We start from the raw sequence: 20,085 nt of genomic DNA, 5'->3' as shown, positions 1-20,085 counted from the left end.
GTCGCCTCCCTAAGAAATACAATAATATATTGTAGGGTAGGACTCCAGTTTCGTTAGGGGGCCGTGGAGAAAATACATTTAGAATCAAGGTTTTTTGCTGAAATCGCCTTTTTTGTACAAACTAACTGCAGTTTTTCCACTTAGTTTCCGCCTTTTCGCTCCAGAGGAGCCAACTAACTGTAGTTTTGCATTTAGACCCCCATGCCTCTGGCCGCGGCACCATCAGATTGTGAAAATGGGTGGATTTTCAAGGTAGAATAGAGTTGAATTGCTTCAATAGTGTGAAATTTGAAAACTAACTGGATTTCATACAGTTAGATTTCTATATTCGGAAGAAATATGGAAACTAACTGGAAAACCTACAGTTAGTTTGCGCCAAAACAGCCGTTTCGCCCAAAGTTGCCCATTTTAACTGTAGTTTATCCAGTTAGTTTGATCATTTTCGCCCATTCGCTTGAATCTACCTGTACAAAATACAGTTAGATGTGCCGCTCCGCTTGTAACGATGCCTGCAGACGGTAAAACAGACGAATTTTCAAGGTAGACGTCCCTTCCGGAAAAGATGTCACCGGTACCTTCAAGCGGTACCGTCAGGCGGGCCGCAAAGTGATGTTCTTGTCAAGTCATCCTCCGGATACGGAAGATACGGGCTGTTCTCCGGACAAAACCGGAGTAGGACAAAATACTTAGACTAAAGATTAGTTTTAATGGGTTAATCAGTAATATATGGTACAGTTTCCGCATATAATCTTATCTCATTTACATGGCACATACCTCTATTAAACCAAGATGAACTATAGGTTTATGGACGAGATTCCCTTAAATCCCTGCCTATGCGGGCTGTCTTATTCCATCAGTGTCCGTTTGTGTTTGTTACGTCCCTGTAATATAAGCTTAATAATCATGTAATCCAAAAGTACTATTTGTCGAAAATATTAAATAGTATAATGAAATAAATTCATTATTCGCATAATTTTTCATCATGTCATACTACGGGAGGCGACAACATGAACTCGACACCGGTTATTTCATCAACACCCCTGTTTCCTGAAAGCGCTACCAGTCCGACGGTTTCGTCTAATCGGTCTAATCGCTTTAATCGGTTTAAGTGGCTATATTTGAGCCTGTCCTTGATTGGTATAGTCATTGTTAGTGCAGTACTTGGTTTCTACGCTTATATTGCATGGGTTCTGGCCAGACCGGTTATCCCTCCGCTACAGTCAAATCCCCTGCAGGCCGTCGGCTTGCCTTATGAGGAAGTTCAATTCCCCAGTGCCAATGAATCGCGGATAGTCGATGGCTGGTTTATTCCGGGCTCCTCCGCGACCACCGTCATTTTGTCCCATGGGTACGGAACGAACCGGGAAGAGCCTTGGGTTCCAAGCTACGAATTGGCGGCCGAAATCAATCGGCACCAATATAATGTGCTGATGTTTGACTATGGGTTTGTCCACCCGGACCGGCCATTTACCGGAGGGATCGTTGAGACTCAGGAGCTTCTCGGAGCGGTTAACTATGTGAAACAAAGGGGGGCCGAGCACGTTTTTATATGGGGCTTCTCCATGGGAGCCGGTACAGCCCTTCAAGCGGCTCTTAATACCGACTTGATTGATGGAATGATATTGGACAGCACCTTTATTCTGGACCCGGAAACGATGTTTTTCAATATCAAGCAGCAGGCCAGCCTGCTTCCCCGTTTCCCATCCATTGCCTTGGTCAGCATGTTTCTTCCCGTGTTTAATGGACATAGCTTCAAGGAAGTGCCCTATCGGACGGTGAATCAGACGTCCTATCCCATACCGATCTTATTGGTTCATAGCGAACAGGACGATAAGGCCCCTTATGAAACGATAACCCGGTTTTATGAGAATCAGAAGGATGAGCCCAGGACCAAGCTCTGGCTGCTGCCGGATGCCCCTCATGAGATGATTTTCCGCACCCATCCTGAGGAATATTTGCGCAGAACGTTTCAATTTCTCGAGGAAATTATACGGCCGGACAGCCTGACGGTATGATTCCATGAGCGAATATTGCCGGAACGGAAGGTTACGGGCGATTCCGGGTGTAATATAGGCACATAATTTAACAATCGGATGACCAAGAGGGCTGACTTTAACAGGCGGCCTTTTTGGCGTTGGACAATTATATTAACAGTCTCCCTTAAGAATATTTTAAGGGATCCCTTGCAGCTAGAGTGCTATATTAAGTGAGATTTCACAGATTATTGAAACGGGTGATTCGCATGAAAAATCTCACGAGCTACGGGATATTGTTAGGCAACATTGTCCTGCTGGTCCTGGGTCAAACCTTATTCAAGCTTGGACTTCAAAAAGCAGGCGGGCTGATCTGGACCAAATTAGCGACCTCGTTCTACATCTACGGAGGATTGGCGCTTTACGGCACGGCAACGGTGTTATGGTTTGTCGTGCTGTCACGATTACCTTTAAGCGTTGCTTATCCGCTTCAGAGTATAGCCTATGTCCTCGCGCTGCTTGTGGCCGGTCCGGTTTTCGGAGAAACGATCACGATTACGCGCTGGGTGGGGATCGCCATTATTCTGGTTGGAGTCTATATCGTTTCCAGATAATGGGCATCCGAGTTTTTCGAAATTGGCCCCGATTCGATTTCCAGCTATCTCCTTAAGAATATTTTAAGAGATATCGTATAATGGGAATGCTATATTAGTGGGAGAATCCGCCTGACGCCTAGACGGATAAATGATCGGAACTGAGGAGGGTTTAGTATGTTCGGAGGGACGATTCTTCTTGTGGATGACGAGAAGGAAATTATTGACCTCTTGGAGATATATTTGAAAAATGAAGGATACCGCCTGTTGAAGGCCAGCGACGGGGCAGAGGCTCTGGAGCTATTAAATACGAATGATGTTGATTTGATTATTCTGGATGTCATGATGCCGAACATGGACGGGATTCAAGCCTGTATGAAAATCCGGGAAGAGAAGCATATGCCCATCATAATGCTGTCTGCCAAAGGCCGGGAAATCGATAAAATTACCGGACTGAGCATAGGGGCGGACGATTATGTGACCAAGCCTTTCAGTCCTCTGGAGATACTGGCCAGGGTCAAGTCGCAGCTCCGCCGGTACAGGCAGCTCAACGTGTCGCCGTCCAAGAACGATAACGAGATGATCATCGATGATTTAGTCATCAATATTGCCACGCATAAGGTGACCGTGGACCAGAATGAAGTGAGATTAACCCCCAGAGAATTTTCCATTCTGGAGGTGCTGGCCAGAAACCGGGGAATCGTATTGAGCATGGAGCAAATTTATGAGGAAGTGTGGAACGAGCCCTTTTTTGAGGCCAATAATACGCTGATGGTTCATATTCGCAAAATTCGCGAGAAAATTGAGAAGGACCCGAGCAAACCTCAGTACATCAAGACGGTTTGGGGGATAGGTTACACCATCGAATAGCGGAAGAGGGGAGGGTCCGGAGGCGATCCAGATGAGAAATAAATTCATTCGCACCGTTCGCTGGAAGTTTATATTTGTATTCATCCTCAGCGTGGCATTCTCGGCTATTACTGTTTTCTTATGCTATCAACTGGCCCTCCTGCTGATTCATAACTCCACGGTTAGGTGGGTGGTGCACAATATTGGCTCTATCCCCGTTATGGTAGTCTGCGGCGGGATTCTCTTCCTGTTCTTCTTCTTCCTCCTAAGCCAGAGAATTATCCGTTATCTGGAGGAAATTACTCAAGGATTGCAAGAGATAGCCAAGGGAAATTTGTCTTACGAGATTGTCGCCAAATCATCGGATGAATTGGGGATGGTCGCGGAAACCATCAACACTATGACCAAGCAGCTGAAGAAATCGATTGAAGAGGAGAGGTTGGCCGAGAAGACGAAGAATGAGTTGATTACGGGGGTTTCCCATGATCTGCGCACGCCGCTTACCTCGATTCTCGGTTATCTGGAATTGATTGAGAATGACCGCTACAAGGATGAAGTCGAATTTCGTTATTACACCAATATTGCGTATGATAAAGCATTAAGATTGAAGAAGCTGATCGACGACTTGTTTGAATATACGTCCATTCATGACAAAGGGCCGCAGCTTGAGACCCAGGTCATAAATCTTAACGGGTTGTTAAAACAGCTCGCGGAAGAATTCAATCCGCTCCTGACCAAGGCGGGGATGACCTACCGCATGATGGCGAGCAGCGAGAAGCTGTCTGTCCAGGCGGACGGCAATCAGTTGGTGCGGGCCTTCGAGAATCTGATATCGAATGCCATTCGTTATGGCCGGGACGGGAAATATGTCGATATCCGGCTCAGTATGGACGGGGAAGAAGCCGTCGTACAAATCATTAATTACGGGAAACCCATTCCCGAGAAGGACCTCCCCCGTATATTCGACAGGTTCTACCGGGCTGAGAAGTCCAGATCCTCCCGGTCCGGAGGCTCCGGCTTGGGGTTGGCCATTACCAAAAGCATTGTAGAGATGAACGGCGGCAAAATAACGGTTGAAAGCAGCCGGGCACAAACGGTGTTCGAAACCAGATTTCCGCTTATCTCCTAACACCCTCTTTATTCATATAACTATTGTCGACAGAAAAGCCGTCCGGGCAGCCGGGCGGCTTTATTTTTACAGGAATAGAAAATGTGGAAGGAAATAGACGATATCGAGCCTATCCTGCAAAGCATGGGTATCGGCTTACGGAACTGAGAGACGTTATTGGGCGACAAAGGGCCGAGTTCGAATTCTTGCGGAACTGAGAGACGTTATTGCCTTCAAATTGCGAGGATTTTGCCTCTGATTTCTCAAATAGAGGCTCTGAGTTCCGCTACATTTTAGTGAAGACGCCGGATCAAAGAAATAAGGCTGCTGAGTTCCGTTACGGTGAGGGATGGAGCCTCGAAGGGATATTCGAATCATTTTCGGGTGCCATCAATTATTAATTTTTGTTAAGGATTACTTAAGCGCCCGATAAGAGGGAGCAAACGAGTCATTAATAAGTAGCTTGTATACTAATGCCATCAAGTCTTCCTGTAGGAGATGAATCCATGAACCGATCCAAAATCATTCTGATGGCGTTAATAGCCATTCTTCTGCTGGCTGCTTATTTGCGGGTTGACTTCCTGCGGTCGGTCGCGCATGAAATGCCCCATGACTCTATCAACTATGATCTCATGGTCCGGCAGCTTCTGGAGCAAGGAGTCTACGCTTATAACGATACCAGCCCGAATGCTCAGGTAACACCGGGGTATCCCCTATTCATGGCGGCGATCTACTGGCTGGCCGTCTACCAATTGAACGATCCGCTGCCCTGGATCCGGATGGCCCAGGTTGTGCTCAGCCTGTTGTCCGTATGGCTGATGTACAGTATCGCCCGCCAGTTATCCAATGCGGCAGGCGGTCTGGCCGCAGCATTCCTGGCCGCCATCTATCCGCCCTTCGTATGGGCGAACGGAGCCATCCTTACGGAAGTTCTCGGTATCTTCCTGCTGCTTTCACACATATGGGCCCAGATCCGGGTATTTCGCACTCCAACGGTGTCAATGGCTCTGGCCTCGGGTATCCTGTTGGGTCTGACGGTTCTGGTCCGGCCGGAATATCTGCCCCTGATTGCCGTTAATTACTTATTCTACTGGCTCTGGAAGAAGAATACGAGAGAGGTTCTGAAGCTGTTTGCTTTATCCTTAATCGGCCTGGTGCTTGTCCTTATGCCCTGGTGGATACGCAATGCGGTGACGCTGGACGAATGGGTGATTACCGCCACCCAAGCCAATCCGTTCAAAGCCGGAACCTACCCGTACAAAAACTATGATGACGGACTGGTGGATGAAGCCGGAAAAACCGAGATGGAAGTGGCCTGGGAAAGGTTGAAGACCGGATTTTCGACCCAACCGTGGCTGTTCGTTAAATGGTACACCGCCGGCAAGCTGCAGTACCTCTATGAGCATGTTTATTACGGCGGAGGCCACGAGCCTTTCTACAATGTCATTCCCGGGGTCCATCCGGATAGGGTTCATCATGCCCTGCTTTTTCCGGGAGTGCTGGCTGCGGTTGCCATTCTCCTCCGCTGGAGGCAGATGCCGACTCTGCTGGTCGTTATCATAGCGGCGATGACGCTGATTCGGCTCGGTTTTGTACCGGAATACCGGTATAACGTCATGACGATGCCTCTGATTATTATGATCGACTGCATTGTCGGCGTGAAGGCTTGGCAATGGCTGTCTGCCAAGCGGAGGCTTCACATGTCCAAAATCGAAGGATAAAGGGTGGGATGCTTCATGTCATTCTCTTCTCATAATTTGAAAGTGTTGATTATAGTGCCGGCCTTCAACGAGGCGAAACAAATCAAAGCCGTCATAGAAGATATCCGGGTCCATGCCCCATACGCGGATATTGTCGTAGTGAACGACGGCTCCGGGGACGACACTTTGCAGCAAGCTCTGCTGACCGGAGCAGCGGTCTTGAATCTGCCCTATAACCTGGGCATAGGAGGCGCTGTTCAGACAGGGTATCTGCACGCTATGAACGGAGGCTACGATATTGCGGTGCAAATTGACGGCGATGGTCAGCATGATCCGGCGGACTTACGTCAATTGTTGAGCGACCTGGTCAACAGCGGGGCGGATATGGTGATCGGTTCCCGTTTTCTGGACAAGGCAGGGTATCAATCGACCTGGATGAGGAAGATCGGCATTCGCCTCCTCTCGACTCTTGTCTCCAGGCTAACCGGACATCAGGCGACGGATACCACGTCGGGATTTCGCGTATGCGGGAGAAGGGCGATCTCCCTGTTTGCGCAATTATATCCGACGGATTATCCCGAGGTGGAGTCCCTCATCCTGTTGAACAATCACGGGCTCCGGTTTATTGAAACCCCGGTTACGATGCGCCGCCGGGCATTTGGAAAATCGAGCATCACAGCGCTCAAGTCGATGTACTACATGATTAAAGTAACGCTGGCAATCTTCCTTTCGCATTCGTGGAAGGCCGGGCGGGAGCAGCCATCATGACCGCTTATATCTTCTATCTTTGTTTCGGACTGAGCTTCGCTTTCCTGATCGCCATCCTTCGGCTGGTCCGGTTAAAAAAGCTGAAGGAGCAGTATTCCTTCTTATGGCTGGCATTAAGCGGCGTCATGATGGTCCTCTCCCTGTTTCCGTACGGGCTGGACTGGCTGGCTGTCCGGCTTAACGTTTCGTACCCTCCTTCGCTGCTGTATGTGTTGGCCGTTCTCGGGATATTGTTCATCTTGCTACATTTAACCGTAGCGGTATCCCGCTTAACCGAACGGACGACCAGGCTGGCCCAGTCGGCGGCGCTCTATGAGGAGAGGCTGCGACAATTGGAAGAAGGCCGGGGGCAGGAGGAGAATAAATAGCCTGGCCGTTGACGAAGAGCAAACAGAGAAGACATCAGTCAGGCACACCGTGTGTTCAGTTGTTTAAACTTACAGAAAATAAGAGGTGCACTATGTCTAAAAAACAATTATTTATGGTTGCCGCCGTCCTGGTTTTCGTGCTGGGAGCATGTGCGGGTTGGTTTTATTTTAAAGGAAAAGCAGAAACTCCGGCTCCAGCAGCAGGGCCTGCGGGCAGGGAGCTCAAGCAGGTAGTTTCGGTGGAACAGCTTCAGGATAAGTATGATGTCATCGTCGTCGGTACCGACCCGGAAGGAATCAGTGCGGCCGTTTCAGCTGCGCGCAATGGTGCGAAGACTTTGCTGATCGAAAATCGGCAGCGTGAAATACTGGGAGGCCTGATGACGGTCGGATGGCTGAACAGTATCGACATGAATTGGGACCGGACCAGCAAGCCCTTGCCCGGTCAGGAGCAGGATTATTTTAACAAAGGGATTTTTAGAGAATGGTACAAAAAAACAGAAGGCCATTCCTTTGATGTGACGACTGCGGCCAACGCCTTCTACGATTTGGTGAGCAAGGAGAGCAATATCGATCTCTACATGTCTGCACAAGACGTCAAGCCGATCGTTTCCGAAGGAAGCGCGAAGGCCGTGGAGGGAATTACGGTGACGAAAGCGGACGGATCGACACAGGACATTCTGGCGAAGTCGGTCATCGATGCGACGCAGGATGCGGACATTGCCGCGGCTGCCGGGGTGGAGTTCACGATGGGCCGCGAGGATATAGGGGACCCGAATTCGCGGATGGCGGTGACGGCTATTTTCCGCCTGAAGAATATGGATGACAAAGCCTGGAAGCTGATTGCCGATCGCTTGAACGGTGACGGAGACAGCAATACCGGCGTCAGCAAAATGTCCGCATGGGGATATGGGAAGGAAATGAGCGGCTATCTGCCGCTGGATAACGAACGGACCAAAATGCGCGGTCTGAACATAGGCCGGCAGCGGGACGGTACGATTTTGATCAACGCGCTGCACATCTTCAACATTGACGGGCTGGATCCGGAATCTCGCGAGGAAGGATTGGAATTGGCGAGGCAGGAAATTCCGAATGTGGTCGAATACCTCAAGCAGTACAAAGAATTTGAGAATGCGGAGCTGGATGCCATTGCGCCGGAGCTGTACGTTCGTGAGACACGACATATGGTCGGATTATATCGGCTTAGCATTATTGATTTATTGGAAAACCGCGACCAATGGGATCGCATAGCCTTCGGCTCTTATCCTGCGGATATTCAGCGGACCTCGCCTTCGGATGACGGCGCCATTGTTGTACATCCGATGAAGTATGCCGTCCCGTTCCGCAGCATTGTTCCGCAGGATGTCGACGGATTGCTGGTGGTCGGGCGGTCCGCCAGCTATGATACTCTGGCCCATGGGAGTGCGAGAGTCATCCCGACCGGAATGGCCGAAGGTCAGGCGGCCGGAGCTGCAGCGAAATTAGCGAAGGAGCACGGCGTCACCTTCCGTGAGATGGCCGCATCCAAACCGCTGATTGAAGAGCTCCAGAAGCGGCTGAATGAACAAGGAATGGAGCTGGAGCCTTATACCTTGGAGCCTCAGCCATACATGAAGCATAAGAATTATGCCGGACTTAAAGCTGCTGTTTATATGGGATTGGCTTATGGCTCTTACGGCAACCAAGCGTTCGATCTGGATCGGGCCTCCAATGCCCAGCGCATGGTTAATCAGATGAATGGGGCCAGACGGATGTTCCCCAAGCAATTGCCGGGTGACCCTTATACGGCCTTGAAGGGTGTGGAGGAGCCTGCCAAGAAGCCTCTTAGTCTGCAGCAGGCGTGCTTGACGATAGCCGAAGCCGCCGGATTGGAAACCACTCGGGAACAGGCCATCAATGATTTGTTGAACAAGTCAATCATTACGCAGGCCACAGTGGATCTTGTCGCCGATCCGGAGCAGCTAACGGATGGGGAAGCCTTCATGCTGCTTAAAGATACGATAGAAAGCCTGACCGATGTACAGTTGTGATCAGCGCAATGAACGCCGCCCGGATGGGAGAATGAGAGAGAATTAAGATAATATTAAGCAGATTAAATGGGACATTATGTTATTATTACTTGTATATGGTATTTTCTTTGGGAGGAGTGAGAAATTTGAGGCGGTGGGTGAGAGGCGGATGGCTTGTTCTATTATCCGCAATCCTATTGTCAGGCTGTACATTGGGAGGCGGGAAGCAAACCGAAGAGTGGGGGGAAGAAGAAACGGCTACCATCAAAGTGATGTACTATGATGAGCAATCTTTCTTCCAGACCTACGGCAACCTGTTCTATGCGAAATATCCGAATATCAATATCGAGGTAATTTCAACACAAGGAATTTATAAGCCGGATACCGATTACAGAGAAGAATTCAGAAAATTTATTGAAGAGAATCAACCCGATATTCTAATGCTGTCAGACGATGAATTTGAGAAGTACGCAGCCGAAGGATATTTAACCGATCTGGACAGCCTGATTAAACAAAGCAATTTTGATCTGGACGGCATTCTGCCGGGCGTTATTGACTATCTAAAGTCTAGAGGTGACGGGAAGCTGTATGGAATGTCCCCGACCTTCAACGGACAAGCCTTGTTCTACAACAAGAATTTGTTCCAACAAGTAGGAGTTCCCTTGCCGCGGGACCAGATGAGCTGGCAGGAAGTGTTCGATCTGGCCGGGCGTTTTCCGGGAACCAATGAGGATGGTCAGAAAATTTACGGGTTGAGCCTGGGGAATTACACGACTCCGGATTACGCAATAAGAATGGTTGGCGAAACGATGAGGCAGACCTACGTCAATCCCGACAGTATGGCCGTAACCGTAAATACGGATAGCTGGAGGCAAATCTTCCGAATGGTGCTTGATGCCTATCAATCGGGGGCTTTGCATCAGGAAGAGATGGAATCCGGTCCGCGATCATTCTATACGATGGAAGACTATTTTAAGGAGCAGGTGTTTATTGGCGGCCGGGCTGCCATGTCGGTGGACTATTTCTATGCGCTTGGAAATCTTCAGCGCGCGAAAGATGTGCTGCAGGACAAGATGCCGGATTGGGGCATTGTGACGGTCCCTGTAGATCCAAGCAACCCTGATTCAAGCAGTTTCTTCTCGCTTAATCAAATTTTTGCCATCAATGCTAAAACATCGAACCCCCGTGCAGCATGGGAATTTATTAAATACCTTAGCGGAGATGAATATGCGCGGGTCATATCCAGATCGCTGGGTCATAATGGCCTGCCGGTCCGGACCGAATATATTAAAGATCCGGAGGACCGGAATATCCAGGCCTTCTATAAGCTGAAGCCGGAGGAGACTTCCTTGTACAGCAACTATGATAAGCTGCCGGCAGCCTTCCTATCCTCCCTGAACCAAATGATACGTGAGGAATTGGAGTTGGTAATGAAGAACGAGAAGAGCGTGGATGAAGCCCTGAATGATATTCAAGAGAAAGGTCAGGCGGAACTGAATCAAGCCAAAGAGTAAGGTAGTTTTATCACGAAGAAAACCGGCCTCTCCAGTAATGGATGAGGCCGGTTTTCTTTTTTTCGTTAAGGCAGATGGATGGTTTTGATATGGTCCATATGAAGAACTACGGTTTCCCCTTTGGCCGTGACCAGATCCAATGTCGGAGCATCCACCGACCGAAGCAGCCCTATCTTGCTGGGATTCTCCCCGAGATCCAGAACCACGAATTCCCCCTCCAGCTTCTTCAATTGCTGGTCGAAAGTACGGGATAATGTCAGGCTTGCCGGCTTAACCGGAAAACGTTCGTGATGAAGGGAGTAAGGGGTGGAACCGGTCGTATAAGGAATCAAGTATTTGACATGGTGCAAGGGAATGTAAATTGTATGAAACACCGGAGAATAGAAGACGAAGTAGTCATTCATAATGCTGGTCAGGTAACCGTGGATGGATTGGCTCCCGGTAATATAGAGCTCTGAGAAAACACCCTTGGCGTTCATCAGTATTTTACGGTAAGAAATGGTTTCGGCTTGTTTGTCAAAAGGGGCTTCCCCTGGAACAGGGACGATGTCCTCTCCCATAAGCAAAACCTGCCGGATAGTCTTAAGATGCAGAAGGGGAATATATAGAAATTGCAATGAACGGTTATGAATAACGAGGATATCATCTCCCAAATCCACCAGGGTCCCTTGTATTGGGCTGTGTCTTCCCGAGATCTCCAGCTCAACCGTTTGACCGACGAGAGAATGAAGGTGACCCATCAAGTAACAACCTCCTTCCGAATATCACTAGTGTTTATTTCTACTACAAGTATATGTATCTCATAGAGTAGAAGGACTGGATGTCCAACTATTCTCTATAAAATCCGCTTCGATCCATAGAAGTGGTAGATGCGCTGAAAAGAGGCAGACACGTTAGTAGATAGAAGTGGATTTTCTCTATCATCGGGCGTAACGCTCAAGCAAGGGATAAATCCTATACATAAACATGGAGTATGATTAACCTCTAATGATATGTGGAAGGCGGTAGTTAGAGAAGAAGAACCGATGTCCCCTGATTTTAAGACAGCCAGGGATTAAGGAGCAAAGGGGGAAAATAAGTTGATTCTATTAATAATAATTACGGCGGCAGGGGTTTCAATCTATTATTTATTGAAGCCATCCGGAGTCGCGGAATGGCAAGCGGAGCCTTACCCGCCGCCTTCTCAACCCGAGTCATTCTATTTGGAAACACCCGTCATAGCTGCACACCCGCAGCCTGCATACGAGAAGTAGATTCGAGCGATAGCGGCCATCCCATTGATTCCATGCAAGCTATCGTTTGATTAATCTACATTATTAAACCGTAGGGGGAGTATGTCTATGTCCAAAATTTGCTGGGGAAGCAAGAAAAAAGCAAGTGGCAAGAACCGAAAGAAAAAGCACTGGGGCTGTTCATGTGGCAAAAGAAAAAGCAGCGTAGAACGAACCGGCTCAAGTTTGACATGGGGTGGAAAACGCCGAAGCAGTGACTGCTGTAAGCGATGCGATTCTTGCCGCAAGCGGGGAGAAAGAAGTCAGGGCAGCGGAGGCTGCGGAAGCTGTCAGCGCAGCGTTCAACGCAGTGATCACCGCAGCAGCCGAAGCTGTCATCGGAAAGATCACCGGAGTGATCACCGCGATCACCGCAGCGGCCGAAGCTGTCATCGGGACGATCACCGGAGCGATCACCGCGATCACCGCAGCGGACATCGGGACGATCACCGGAGTGGGCGCCGCGGACACCGCAGCAAACATCGGGACGATCACCGGAGCGGTCACCGCGGACACCGCAGCAAACATCGGGACGATCACCGGAGCGGACACCGCGGACACCGCAGCAGACATCGGGACGATCACCGGAGTGGGCATCACGGACACCACAGCAGTCATTAGCAATACGGCTAATGGAAGACGGAAGGGTTAGGCGTTGTCCTAACCCTTCTTTTTCGTCATGCTGCCAAGCTTAAGCAGGCGACGGGTATTCTTCGCTATAGCTTGGTCAATTCACTCGCCACCAACCGCCTTCTTTCTACAATATAGTTGCGAATAAAGTCGGGTTCCCCCTGAAAAGTGGAATAGGACCATTTTCGTTCATAATCCCTGTAAATATAGGGGGAAATGTTGGAGTGGAGCTGATCAACTACTGGCATAATTCGTTTTGTAGTAAAGGTATTGCGCCATATATTTTCAAGAATCTTTTTATAGCGTTTACGCACTTTGGAATATTCCAACAGCTTCTTGGTCAGATGGTTATACCCGGTTATTCTAACCAGATTGCTGCCGCATGGCTTTCCGTAACAATTTCTTCCCCAGGTTCCTTCGTAGTCCCAGGGAACGATGCGATAGACCTTGCGCACCCTATGGCGATATAAGGCGTAATTGTGATCGAAGCCGTCATAATTTCCGGTATATACGGCCCCAGCCAGCCATTTCAAGTAATTGTCTATATCCAGATTACCTGACAGGAAGGAGTATAACTTCTTGCCGCTTAATGAATTCAGTCTGGCAATGAAGGTTTGCAGCTGCCGGCGGCTCTTGTCGCCCCCCATCACTAATTCGTAACCGTCAAACAATGAATCTTTCCTGCGTTTGGTTTCCGGATCGTTTAAATGAAAGTTCGCGTTATCATTTATGGCATAGAAGATCGATTGTATAGGAATCTTCCTTCTATTAAAGAAAGACCGGTCCACGGCTTCAATTTCCAAATAAACTCCCAAGCTTCGTTCGTTCATATAAAGCCGAATATGCCTGGTTTGCGGACTGGGGACCCCGATCCATTGGAAGAACTGGAAGGAAAGAGCATTGCGGATCATGGAAGGATCATCATACTCGGCATTCCAGTGATAGGTTTGTTTGTCCTTTACTATTTCAAACGATCTTTTGGGATATTCCCGGGTATGCCCTCCACGATATCTTATTTTTATCGGTTCCCGGGTGCCATTGTTAACGATATAGGCATCCACAAACTTTTTGCTCCATACGTCTTCCTGAAGCTGATCCAATTGATGGCCTCGAATGACTACATGTCGAATAGGCAAACTCATGAACATATCCACCTTCCACATGTTAAACAGATGCCCTTATGCATAGGCAATTACCTTACCTTATGCAGGCGTTCCCCCAGTGGTCACGGCATTTGTCCCGGTTCTGCCATCCGTGAAATCTCTCAACCCTTCCATTAGTTGATAGATATTGGTGGAATTATAGAGAATCGGGATTTACAACTAGTCCCTTCAATCTACGGGGTACATATACTTGAAGTAGAAATAAACATTAATGATAGTTGAAAGGGGGGATCGACCGGGGTTGCTGCTAAAGTTTTATCTCGAGTCGTTTCGTTTGGAGATTGAGAGAGAAGATGCTCTTGCGCTTCAAATCAAAGGGAGAGGAGTTATGATTTATGAGTAACGAATCCAATTATCTCGCGTCGTTAATAGGCAAGGAAGTAAAAATTAACCGTGGAGGACCGGATACGGTCTTGGGTAAGCTCTTGGCGGTTCAATCCGACTACTTGATTCTGCACTGCAGCGACGGAGCCGTATATGTTCAAAACAGTCATGTCAAAAGCATAACGGAAAATAGGGAAAACAAGAGCTCCACTTACGACGAGGCCCCCCGGTATCATGAAGGGGACAGCTTCCATGACATTCTGGAAAATTTAAAGCACCGCTTCGTACAAATTAACGGAGGCGGTCCGGAGAAGCTGGAAGGCTTCATCGTTGACGTAACCTCCACCCATCTGCTTCTAGTCGTAAAACAAGAAGTGATTCGTGTTCCGATCTTCCATATTCGCAGCATTTGTGTGAAAGAGAAGAATAAGAGTCAAGGAAGCTCGAGCGGCGGCAATAGGAGCGGGGGTAACAAAAGCGGACAAAGAAGCGGTCATAGGAGCGGAAATAGAAGCGGCAGCAAAAGCGGCCATAGGAGCGGACAGAACGTAAGTCACGGAAGCGGTCATAGAAGCGGTCAAAAAAGCACCCGGGGAAGCGGCCATAGACGGGATGATTCCCGTGGAAGCCGTGTTAGAAGCAGAGTTGGAAGCCGCGTTAGAAGCAGAGTACAACGGAGACAAAGCGGCTTGCGGAGAAAAGCCTGGTAATTATCTAAGGATAGCCAACGGCCGGGGCCGGTTCGGAAAGAGCCGGCTTCGGTCTTTTATACATAATTTGCTCCGATTTGGTGTGATTTAACAAAACGTGATATGATTATTATGTAGACAAATGAAGGACAAGTATCGATTAGGAGGGAAAGGTAATGGTCAATCGTTTGGCGGAAAGTACGGAATTAAGCAATGGAGTTAAGATGCCTTGGCTGGGACTTGGAGTTTGGAGAGTCGAGGAGGGCCAAGTAGTGGAGAATGCTGTCCGGTCCGCTCTTAAGATAGGTTACCGGAGCATCGATACGGCCGCCATTTATGGCAACGAGCAGGGAGTGGGCAAAGCAGTCGCGGAATCCGGCATCTCCCGGGAAGAACTATTCATTACGACTAAAGTGTGGAATGAAGATCAAGGATATGATAAGACCCTGAAGGCTTTTGAAGAGAGCCGCAGGAAGCTCGGCTTGGAATATGTAGATTTGTATTTAATTCACTGGCCGGGCAAGGACAAGTACAAGGACACCTGGAAGGCGCTGGAGAAGCTTTATAAAGAAGGTCTCGTCCGGGCGATAGGCGTAAGTAATTTCCACATCCATCATTTGGATAATCTGTTGGCGGATGCGGAAGTGGTGCCGATGGTGAATCAGGTGGAAACTCACCCGCTGCTATCGCAGAAAGAGCTTCTGCAATATTGTAAGGAGCATCGGATTCAGATGGAGGCCTGGAGCCCGCTAATGCAGGGCAACCTCGATCATCCGGTATTGAAGGAGATCGCCGCGGCCCACGGGAAGTCGCCGGCTCAGATTGTGCTGCGTTGGGATCTGCAGAATGGAGTTGTCGTTATTCCGAAATCCATTAATGAGCACAGGATTAAGGAGAACTCGGAAATTTTCGACTTCGAGCTGTCTGCTGAGGAAATGGAGAAAATCGACGGCATGAATGAGAACAAAAGATTCGGCAGCAATCCGGATGAATTTTTGTTCTAAGACAAGGTGTGAACTCGCCTAAGCACGGTTGAACATCAGGGCAGCATTATTCGGTTGATTCGGATTCCGCCTTCTAGGGCGGGTTATAATATCGGGACGGAGCTGCCCTGGGTTATACATATTTCTACAACCCGGTCTTGGACCGGGTTTTTTGTCGTGCTTAAGCTTACGAACCCTAGTGAAAATTGACCCGGAGGTTCGATACTCGCGAAGTATAAGGGGTATAATGCTGCACTAATAAAAACCGTTGGTAAAGACGATTTAGCTTAAAATTATCAGGCCGTTTAGAAAATCAGCCACGGAACTGGAACTTGTGGATTCACAAGGAAATGGTTTGACTTTGCACGGTGAAAGTTGGTATAGTTTATAACGTCTAATAGTTCAATGATAGAACTATTCACTGATAGAACTAAATAGTCTGCAAGGGGAGGGGGGATCGGTCTTGAGCAAGGAGCAGAAGCTGAAGGAGTGGATTCAGCGGTATGAAGAGGCTCATTTTGTCGTCAATAAGCGGATCAGTCTCATCATTCGGGATAGTATTGAGGATGGCCAGACGATTGAGCAGCACGCTATCCTATGTTACCTTCACGGTTCGAAGCTCTGTACTCCTACGGAGCTGGCCGATGTTTTCGGGGTAGGCAAGAGTGCGATTACGGCCATTGTTACCCGGTTGGAGGATAAAGGGCTGATTGAGCGTGTTCGGGATGATAAGGACCGGAGAATGGTCTACTTGTCGTTGACCGCGGAAGGGGAACGGGTTCGCCGGTTGGCTGTTAGCAAGATAGAGAAGCAAATCGGCTCGTATCTGCAGTATTTCAGTGAGGAAGAAATTGAAACCTTTATTCATTGTTACGAGATGCTGGCCGATCTTATGCAGAATAACGGAGAAGGGGGAGAGGCCCAATGATAAGAGGAATCCTAAAGGCAAGATGGTTTATTCTGGCTGTCTGGATAGCCGCGGTGGCAGTCTTGTTCGTAACGGCGCCCAATATGGCCGATCTGGTTCGGGAGAAGGGACAGATAACGGTTCCGGACGGATATTCTTCCTCGCTTGCGGACAATATTCTGAAGGAGGTCGACAAGCAGGGAAGCGGAAATGAGGTTGGCGATACGGTCCTTGTATTTCATAACAAGGACGGGTTGACCGCCGACAACCTTACGGAAATCGAGAGAGCCGTGCAGATGCTCGACAGCAGGAAAGAGCAGCTGGCGCTTACTTCCGTGACGAGCCATTTCGAACAGAAGGAATTGGAGGAGCAGCTTGTATCCGGGGATGGAAAGACGATCATGGTGCTGCTCGGAGGAGATTGGGAGGGACGTTCGACTGCGGAGGTCAGCGATTCCCTCTACAGAGCTCTTGAAGATGTGCAGGTAGAGCATTATTTGACAAGCAGTCATTTTATCGATGAAGATGTGGTGGCCAGCTCCGAGGCAGGCTTGAAGCGAACCGAAGTGATCACGGTCATCTTTATTCTGGTGATCTTGTTTATCGTATTCCGCTCGGCCGTTGCGCCGTTCGTTCCACTGCTGGCCGTAGGCATAAGCTATCTGGCGGCGCAATCGATCATCGCCTTCCTGGTAGACGGGGTGAACTTCCCGCTATCCAATTTTACTCAAATCTTCATGGTTGCCGTTATGTTCGGTATCGGGACCGATTACTGTATCCTGCTGATAAGCCGGTTTAAGGAAGAGCTGGTCAAGCAGCCGGATGACGTATGGTCCGCCATAGTCGAAACCTATCGGACGGCGGGCAAGACTGTATTTTTCTCCGGTCTTGCCGTTATGGTCGGATTTGCCTCCATCGGGTTCTCGACCTTCATTCTATATCAATCCGCGGCTGCGGTGGCGGTCGGAGTAGGTGTACTGCTGATCGCTCTGCTTACCTTGGTTCCTTTCTTTATGGCGGTGCTCGGCAGCAAGCTGTTCTGGCCGTCTAAGGGAACTCTCGAGCATAAACCGAGCCGGATGTGGGAGGCGGCCGGACGCTTTTCCTGGAAACGCCCGCTGATGACCTTATTGCTTATGGCAGTGCTGGTCGTTCCGCTGTTATTGTCCTATGACGGTGTTAAATCCTACAACTCGCTCGATGAAATCGGCGATGATTATAACTCGGTCAAAGCGTTCAACATTATCGCCGACAGCTTCGGCCCCGGTCAGTCGATGCCGGCCAAGATCGTGCTGAAGAATGACCGGCCGATGGATACTTCGGAAGCATTGGCGGCCATGGAGAAGATCAGCCGGGAGATCGAGAAGGTAGAGGGCGTAGAGTCCATTCGCAGCGCGACACGGCCTGTCGGAGAGGAATTGAAGGATCTCCTGGTCACCGAGCAGGTGAAGAAGCTGGATGAGGGCCTGGGAGAAGGCACGGACGGATTGAGTCAAATCCGTGAAGGCCTGGCAACAGCCAGCGCCGAGCTAAGCAAATCGGGACCTGAGCTTTCCAAAGCAGCAGAAGGAGTCGGCAGTCTGGTGCAAGGCACCGATCAGCTTAAATTCGGCATGACGGAGCTAAATCAAGGGTTGAAGCAAATCGAGCAAGGGATCCGTCAAGGCTCATCCGGTGCGAATGATTTGAAGCAAGGATTGGAGCAGGCCAAGCAGTCTGCGGAGCAGCTTGCCGCGGGAGGCCGGGAACTGCTCGACGGCTACAAGCAGATCGAGAGCGGCATCACTGTGTTCGCCGGGAAATACGGGGAGATCGAGAAGGGTCTGAGTGGAATAAGCGAAGGGCTTGGAGGAATGGAACACAGTGTTCAGAACTTGGCGGAACGCTATCCGGACCTGAAGCAGGATCAGGATTTTATAGCCATTCAGGCAGCGGTGTCCCAAGTGCGCCAAAGCATCGGGCCGCTGGCCGAAGGCTTGACACAGCTTAATGCGGAGTTGGCCAAAGTCGGAGCTTCGCTGGAACAAGCGAACCTCGGCCTGGCACAATCCGTGGAAGGGCAAACCTTGTTAGCAGGGGGCCTGGACAAATTAGTATCCGGCATCGAGCAGCTGCGGACCGGCATGGACCAGGCGGCGGACGGCCAAGGACAGATTGTGGCCAAAGTGCCCGGAGTGATTCAGGGGCTGGAGCAAATTGCCGCCGGCCAGAAGGAGATCCAGCAAGGTTTCGCCCAACTGGATGATCAGCTTGCTCAGCTTACCGAAGGGCTGGACCAAAGCGTGGAAGGCCTGTCCGAGCTGTCCAGCGGACTGGAATCCGCCCAGCAATATTTGAACGGACTGGCGGACTCCTCCGATGAAACGATGGCGGGATGGCATATTCCGGCGGAAGTGCTGGAGAACGAAGATTTCAAACAGGTATTCGACACTTACATGTCTCCCGACCGCAGAGTAGCTACCCTGGATGTCGTATTTACAGGCAATCCTTACAGTACGGAGACCATTGCCAAGATCGATGAAATCAAAGCGGCCGTGGACAGAGCAGTCAAGGGCACGGTATTGGCCGATTCTACCTACGGTATCAGCGGTGTGACCGGAATGTACGCCGACCTGAACGAAATTTCGGCGGCGGATTATTCCAGAACCGTAGTGCTGATGCTTATTGGAATAGCGATTATTCTGATTCTGCTGCTCAGATCGATTATTATGCCGCTCTATCTGATCTTGTCGCTTATTCTGACTTACTTCACATCCGTCGCGGTAGCTGAAGTGGTGTTCGTCGATATTATGGGCTATGCGGGAATCAGTTGGCCTGTGCCATTCTTCGCCTTTGTGATTCTGGTCGCATTGGGCGTCGATTACAGTATATTCCTGATGGACCGCTTCAACGAGTACAAACATTTGCCGGTCAAAGAAGCCATGCTCCATTCAATGAAAAATATGGGGACGGTCATTGTTTCGGCAGCGATAATTTTGGGAGGAACATTCGCGGCGATGCTGCCATCCGGCGTTCTGTCGCTTCTGCAGATCGCCACGATAGCCATTACCGGGCTCTTCCTGTATGCTTTTGCCTTCATGCCATTCTTTGTCCCGGTGATGATCAGGACGTTCGGCTCCGCCAACTGGTGGCCATTCGCCCCCAAAGACAAAGAAAGCCTGGGCAAGGATCTGTCCATGTAATACAAGGATAAACGGCTATCGCCGTCCTTGGGACAGGCGCGTTTACCGATGAAA

Annotated in this window: 17 protein-coding genes; 15 read left to right on the top strand and 2 right to left on the bottom strand. The window is 49.5% G+C overall.

What is annotated here, in order from left to right:
* The first annotated feature begins 1,007 nt into the window (after positions 1-1,007).
* From ACFQ03_RS03840 to ACFQ03_RS03800, 9 genes are all read left to right on the top strand, one after another.
* The gene (locus ACFQ03_RS03840) at positions 1,008-2,015 is read left to right on the top strand and encodes an alpha/beta hydrolase (RefSeq protein ID WP_144934947.1); all 1,008 of its coding nucleotides are present in this window, start codon (positions 1,008-1,010) and stop codon (positions 2,013-2,015) included.
* Between the two features lie 227 nt (positions 2,016-2,242).
* Positions 2,243-2,587 (top strand): EamA family transporter, encoded by a 345-nt coding sequence (locus ACFQ03_RS03835; RefSeq protein WP_144934950.1) that lies wholly within the window; start codon positions 2,243-2,245, stop codon positions 2,585-2,587.
* Positions 2,588-2,743: 156 nt separating this feature from the next.
* On the top strand, positions 2,744-3,436 hold the full coding sequence (locus ACFQ03_RS03830; protein ID WP_379286166.1) for a response regulator transcription factor: 693 nt from the start codon (positions 2,744-2,746) through the stop codon (positions 3,434-3,436).
* A 31-nt stretch (positions 3,437-3,467) separates the two neighbouring features.
* Positions 3,468-4,544, top strand: a complete 1,077-nt coding sequence (locus ACFQ03_RS03825) for a sensor histidine kinase (RefSeq protein WP_144934956.1) — start codon at positions 3,468-3,470, stop codon at positions 4,542-4,544.
* 485 nt (positions 4,545-5,029) lie between these two features.
* On the top strand, positions 5,030-6,244 hold the full coding sequence (locus ACFQ03_RS03820; RefSeq protein ID WP_379286163.1) for an ArnT family glycosyltransferase: 1,215 nt from the start codon (positions 5,030-5,032) through the stop codon (positions 6,242-6,244).
* Between the two features lie 15 nt (positions 6,245-6,259).
* Positions 6,260-6,991 (top strand): glycosyltransferase family 2 protein, encoded by a 732-nt coding sequence (locus ACFQ03_RS03815; protein ID WP_379286161.1) that lies wholly within the window; start codon positions 6,260-6,262, stop codon positions 6,989-6,991.
* Positions 6,988-7,359, top strand: coding sequence for a DUF2304 domain-containing protein (locus ACFQ03_RS03810; protein ID WP_379286159.1), 372 nt, complete (start codon positions 6,988-6,990; stop codon positions 7,357-7,359). The genes ACFQ03_RS03815 and ACFQ03_RS03810 overlap by 4 nt, the downstream gene beginning before the upstream one ends.
* 92 nt (positions 7,360-7,451) lie before the next feature.
* Positions 7,452-9,389, top strand: a complete 1,938-nt coding sequence (locus ACFQ03_RS03805) for an FAD-dependent oxidoreductase (RefSeq protein ID WP_379286157.1) — start codon at positions 7,452-7,454, stop codon at positions 9,387-9,389.
* Between the two features lie 125 nt (positions 9,390-9,514).
* Entirely contained in the window at positions 9,515-10,882 is a 1,368-nt protein-coding gene (locus tag ACFQ03_RS03800) for an ABC transporter substrate-binding protein (protein ID WP_379286155.1), read from the top strand.
* A gap of 65 nt (positions 10,883-10,947) precedes the next feature.
* On the opposite strand, the gene ACFQ03_RS03795 is transcribed toward ACFQ03_RS03800, so the two are convergent.
* A complete protein-coding gene (locus ACFQ03_RS03795; protein ID WP_379286177.1) occupies positions 10,948-11,622 on the bottom strand; it encodes a DUF2642 domain-containing protein in 675 nt (224 codons plus the stop codon).
* A gap of 339 nt (positions 11,623-11,961) precedes the next feature.
* Here ACFQ03_RS03795 and ACFQ03_RS03790 point away from each other — a divergent pair, with 339 nt between their 5' ends.
* Both ACFQ03_RS03790 and ACFQ03_RS03785 read left to right on the top strand, forming a co-directional pair.
* Positions 11,962-12,135, top strand: a complete 174-nt coding sequence (locus tag ACFQ03_RS03790; protein ID WP_186328416.1) for a hypothetical protein — start codon at positions 11,962-11,964, stop codon at positions 12,133-12,135.
* 232 nt (positions 12,136-12,367) lie between these two features.
* Positions 12,368-12,805: a hypothetical protein gene (locus ACFQ03_RS03785; protein ID WP_379286153.1), complete on the top strand. Its 438-nt coding sequence runs from the start codon at positions 12,368-12,370 to the stop codon at positions 12,803-12,805.
* 64 nt (positions 12,806-12,869) lie between these two features.
* On the opposite strand, the gene ACFQ03_RS03780 is transcribed toward ACFQ03_RS03785, so the two are convergent.
* Complete coding sequence (locus ACFQ03_RS03780) at positions 12,870-13,925, bottom strand: CotH kinase family protein (protein ID WP_379286151.1); 1,056 nt, start codon at positions 13,923-13,925, stop codon at positions 12,870-12,872.
* A gap of 356 nt (positions 13,926-14,281) precedes the next feature.
* On the opposite strand from ACFQ03_RS03780, the gene ACFQ03_RS03775 reads away from it, so the two are divergent.
* From ACFQ03_RS03775 to ACFQ03_RS03760, 4 genes are all read left to right on the top strand, one after another.
* Entirely contained in the window at positions 14,282-14,980 is a 699-nt protein-coding gene (locus tag ACFQ03_RS03775) for a hypothetical protein (RefSeq protein ID WP_379286149.1), read from the top strand.
* Positions 14,981-15,135: 155 nt separating this feature from the next.
* Positions 15,136-15,963 carry an aldo/keto reductase gene (locus ACFQ03_RS03770; protein WP_144939363.1) on the top strand — a complete coding sequence of 276 codons (828 nt, stop codon included), beginning with the start codon at positions 15,136-15,138 and terminating at the stop codon, positions 15,961-15,963.
* A 442-nt stretch (positions 15,964-16,405) separates the two neighbouring features.
* A complete protein-coding gene (locus tag ACFQ03_RS03765; protein ID WP_144939365.1) occupies positions 16,406-16,870 on the top strand; it encodes a MarR family winged helix-turn-helix transcriptional regulator in 465 nt (154 codons plus the stop codon).
* Positions 16,870-20,031 carry an MMPL family transporter gene (locus tag ACFQ03_RS03760; RefSeq protein WP_379286175.1) on the top strand — a complete coding sequence of 1,054 codons (3,162 nt, stop codon included), beginning with the start codon at positions 16,870-16,872 and terminating at the stop codon, positions 20,029-20,031. The genes ACFQ03_RS03765 and ACFQ03_RS03760 overlap by 1 nt, the downstream gene beginning before the upstream one ends.
* Positions 20,032-20,085: the final 54 nt, after the last annotated feature.

Source organism: Paenibacillus residui (assembly GCF_042677205.1).
GTDB lineage: Bacteria > Bacillota > Bacilli > Paenibacillales > NBRC-103111 > Paenibacillus_L > Paenibacillus_L residui.
The sequence above is the reverse complement of the archived record's forward strand: the minus strand, read 5'-3'. Positions and strand labels throughout refer to the sequence as shown.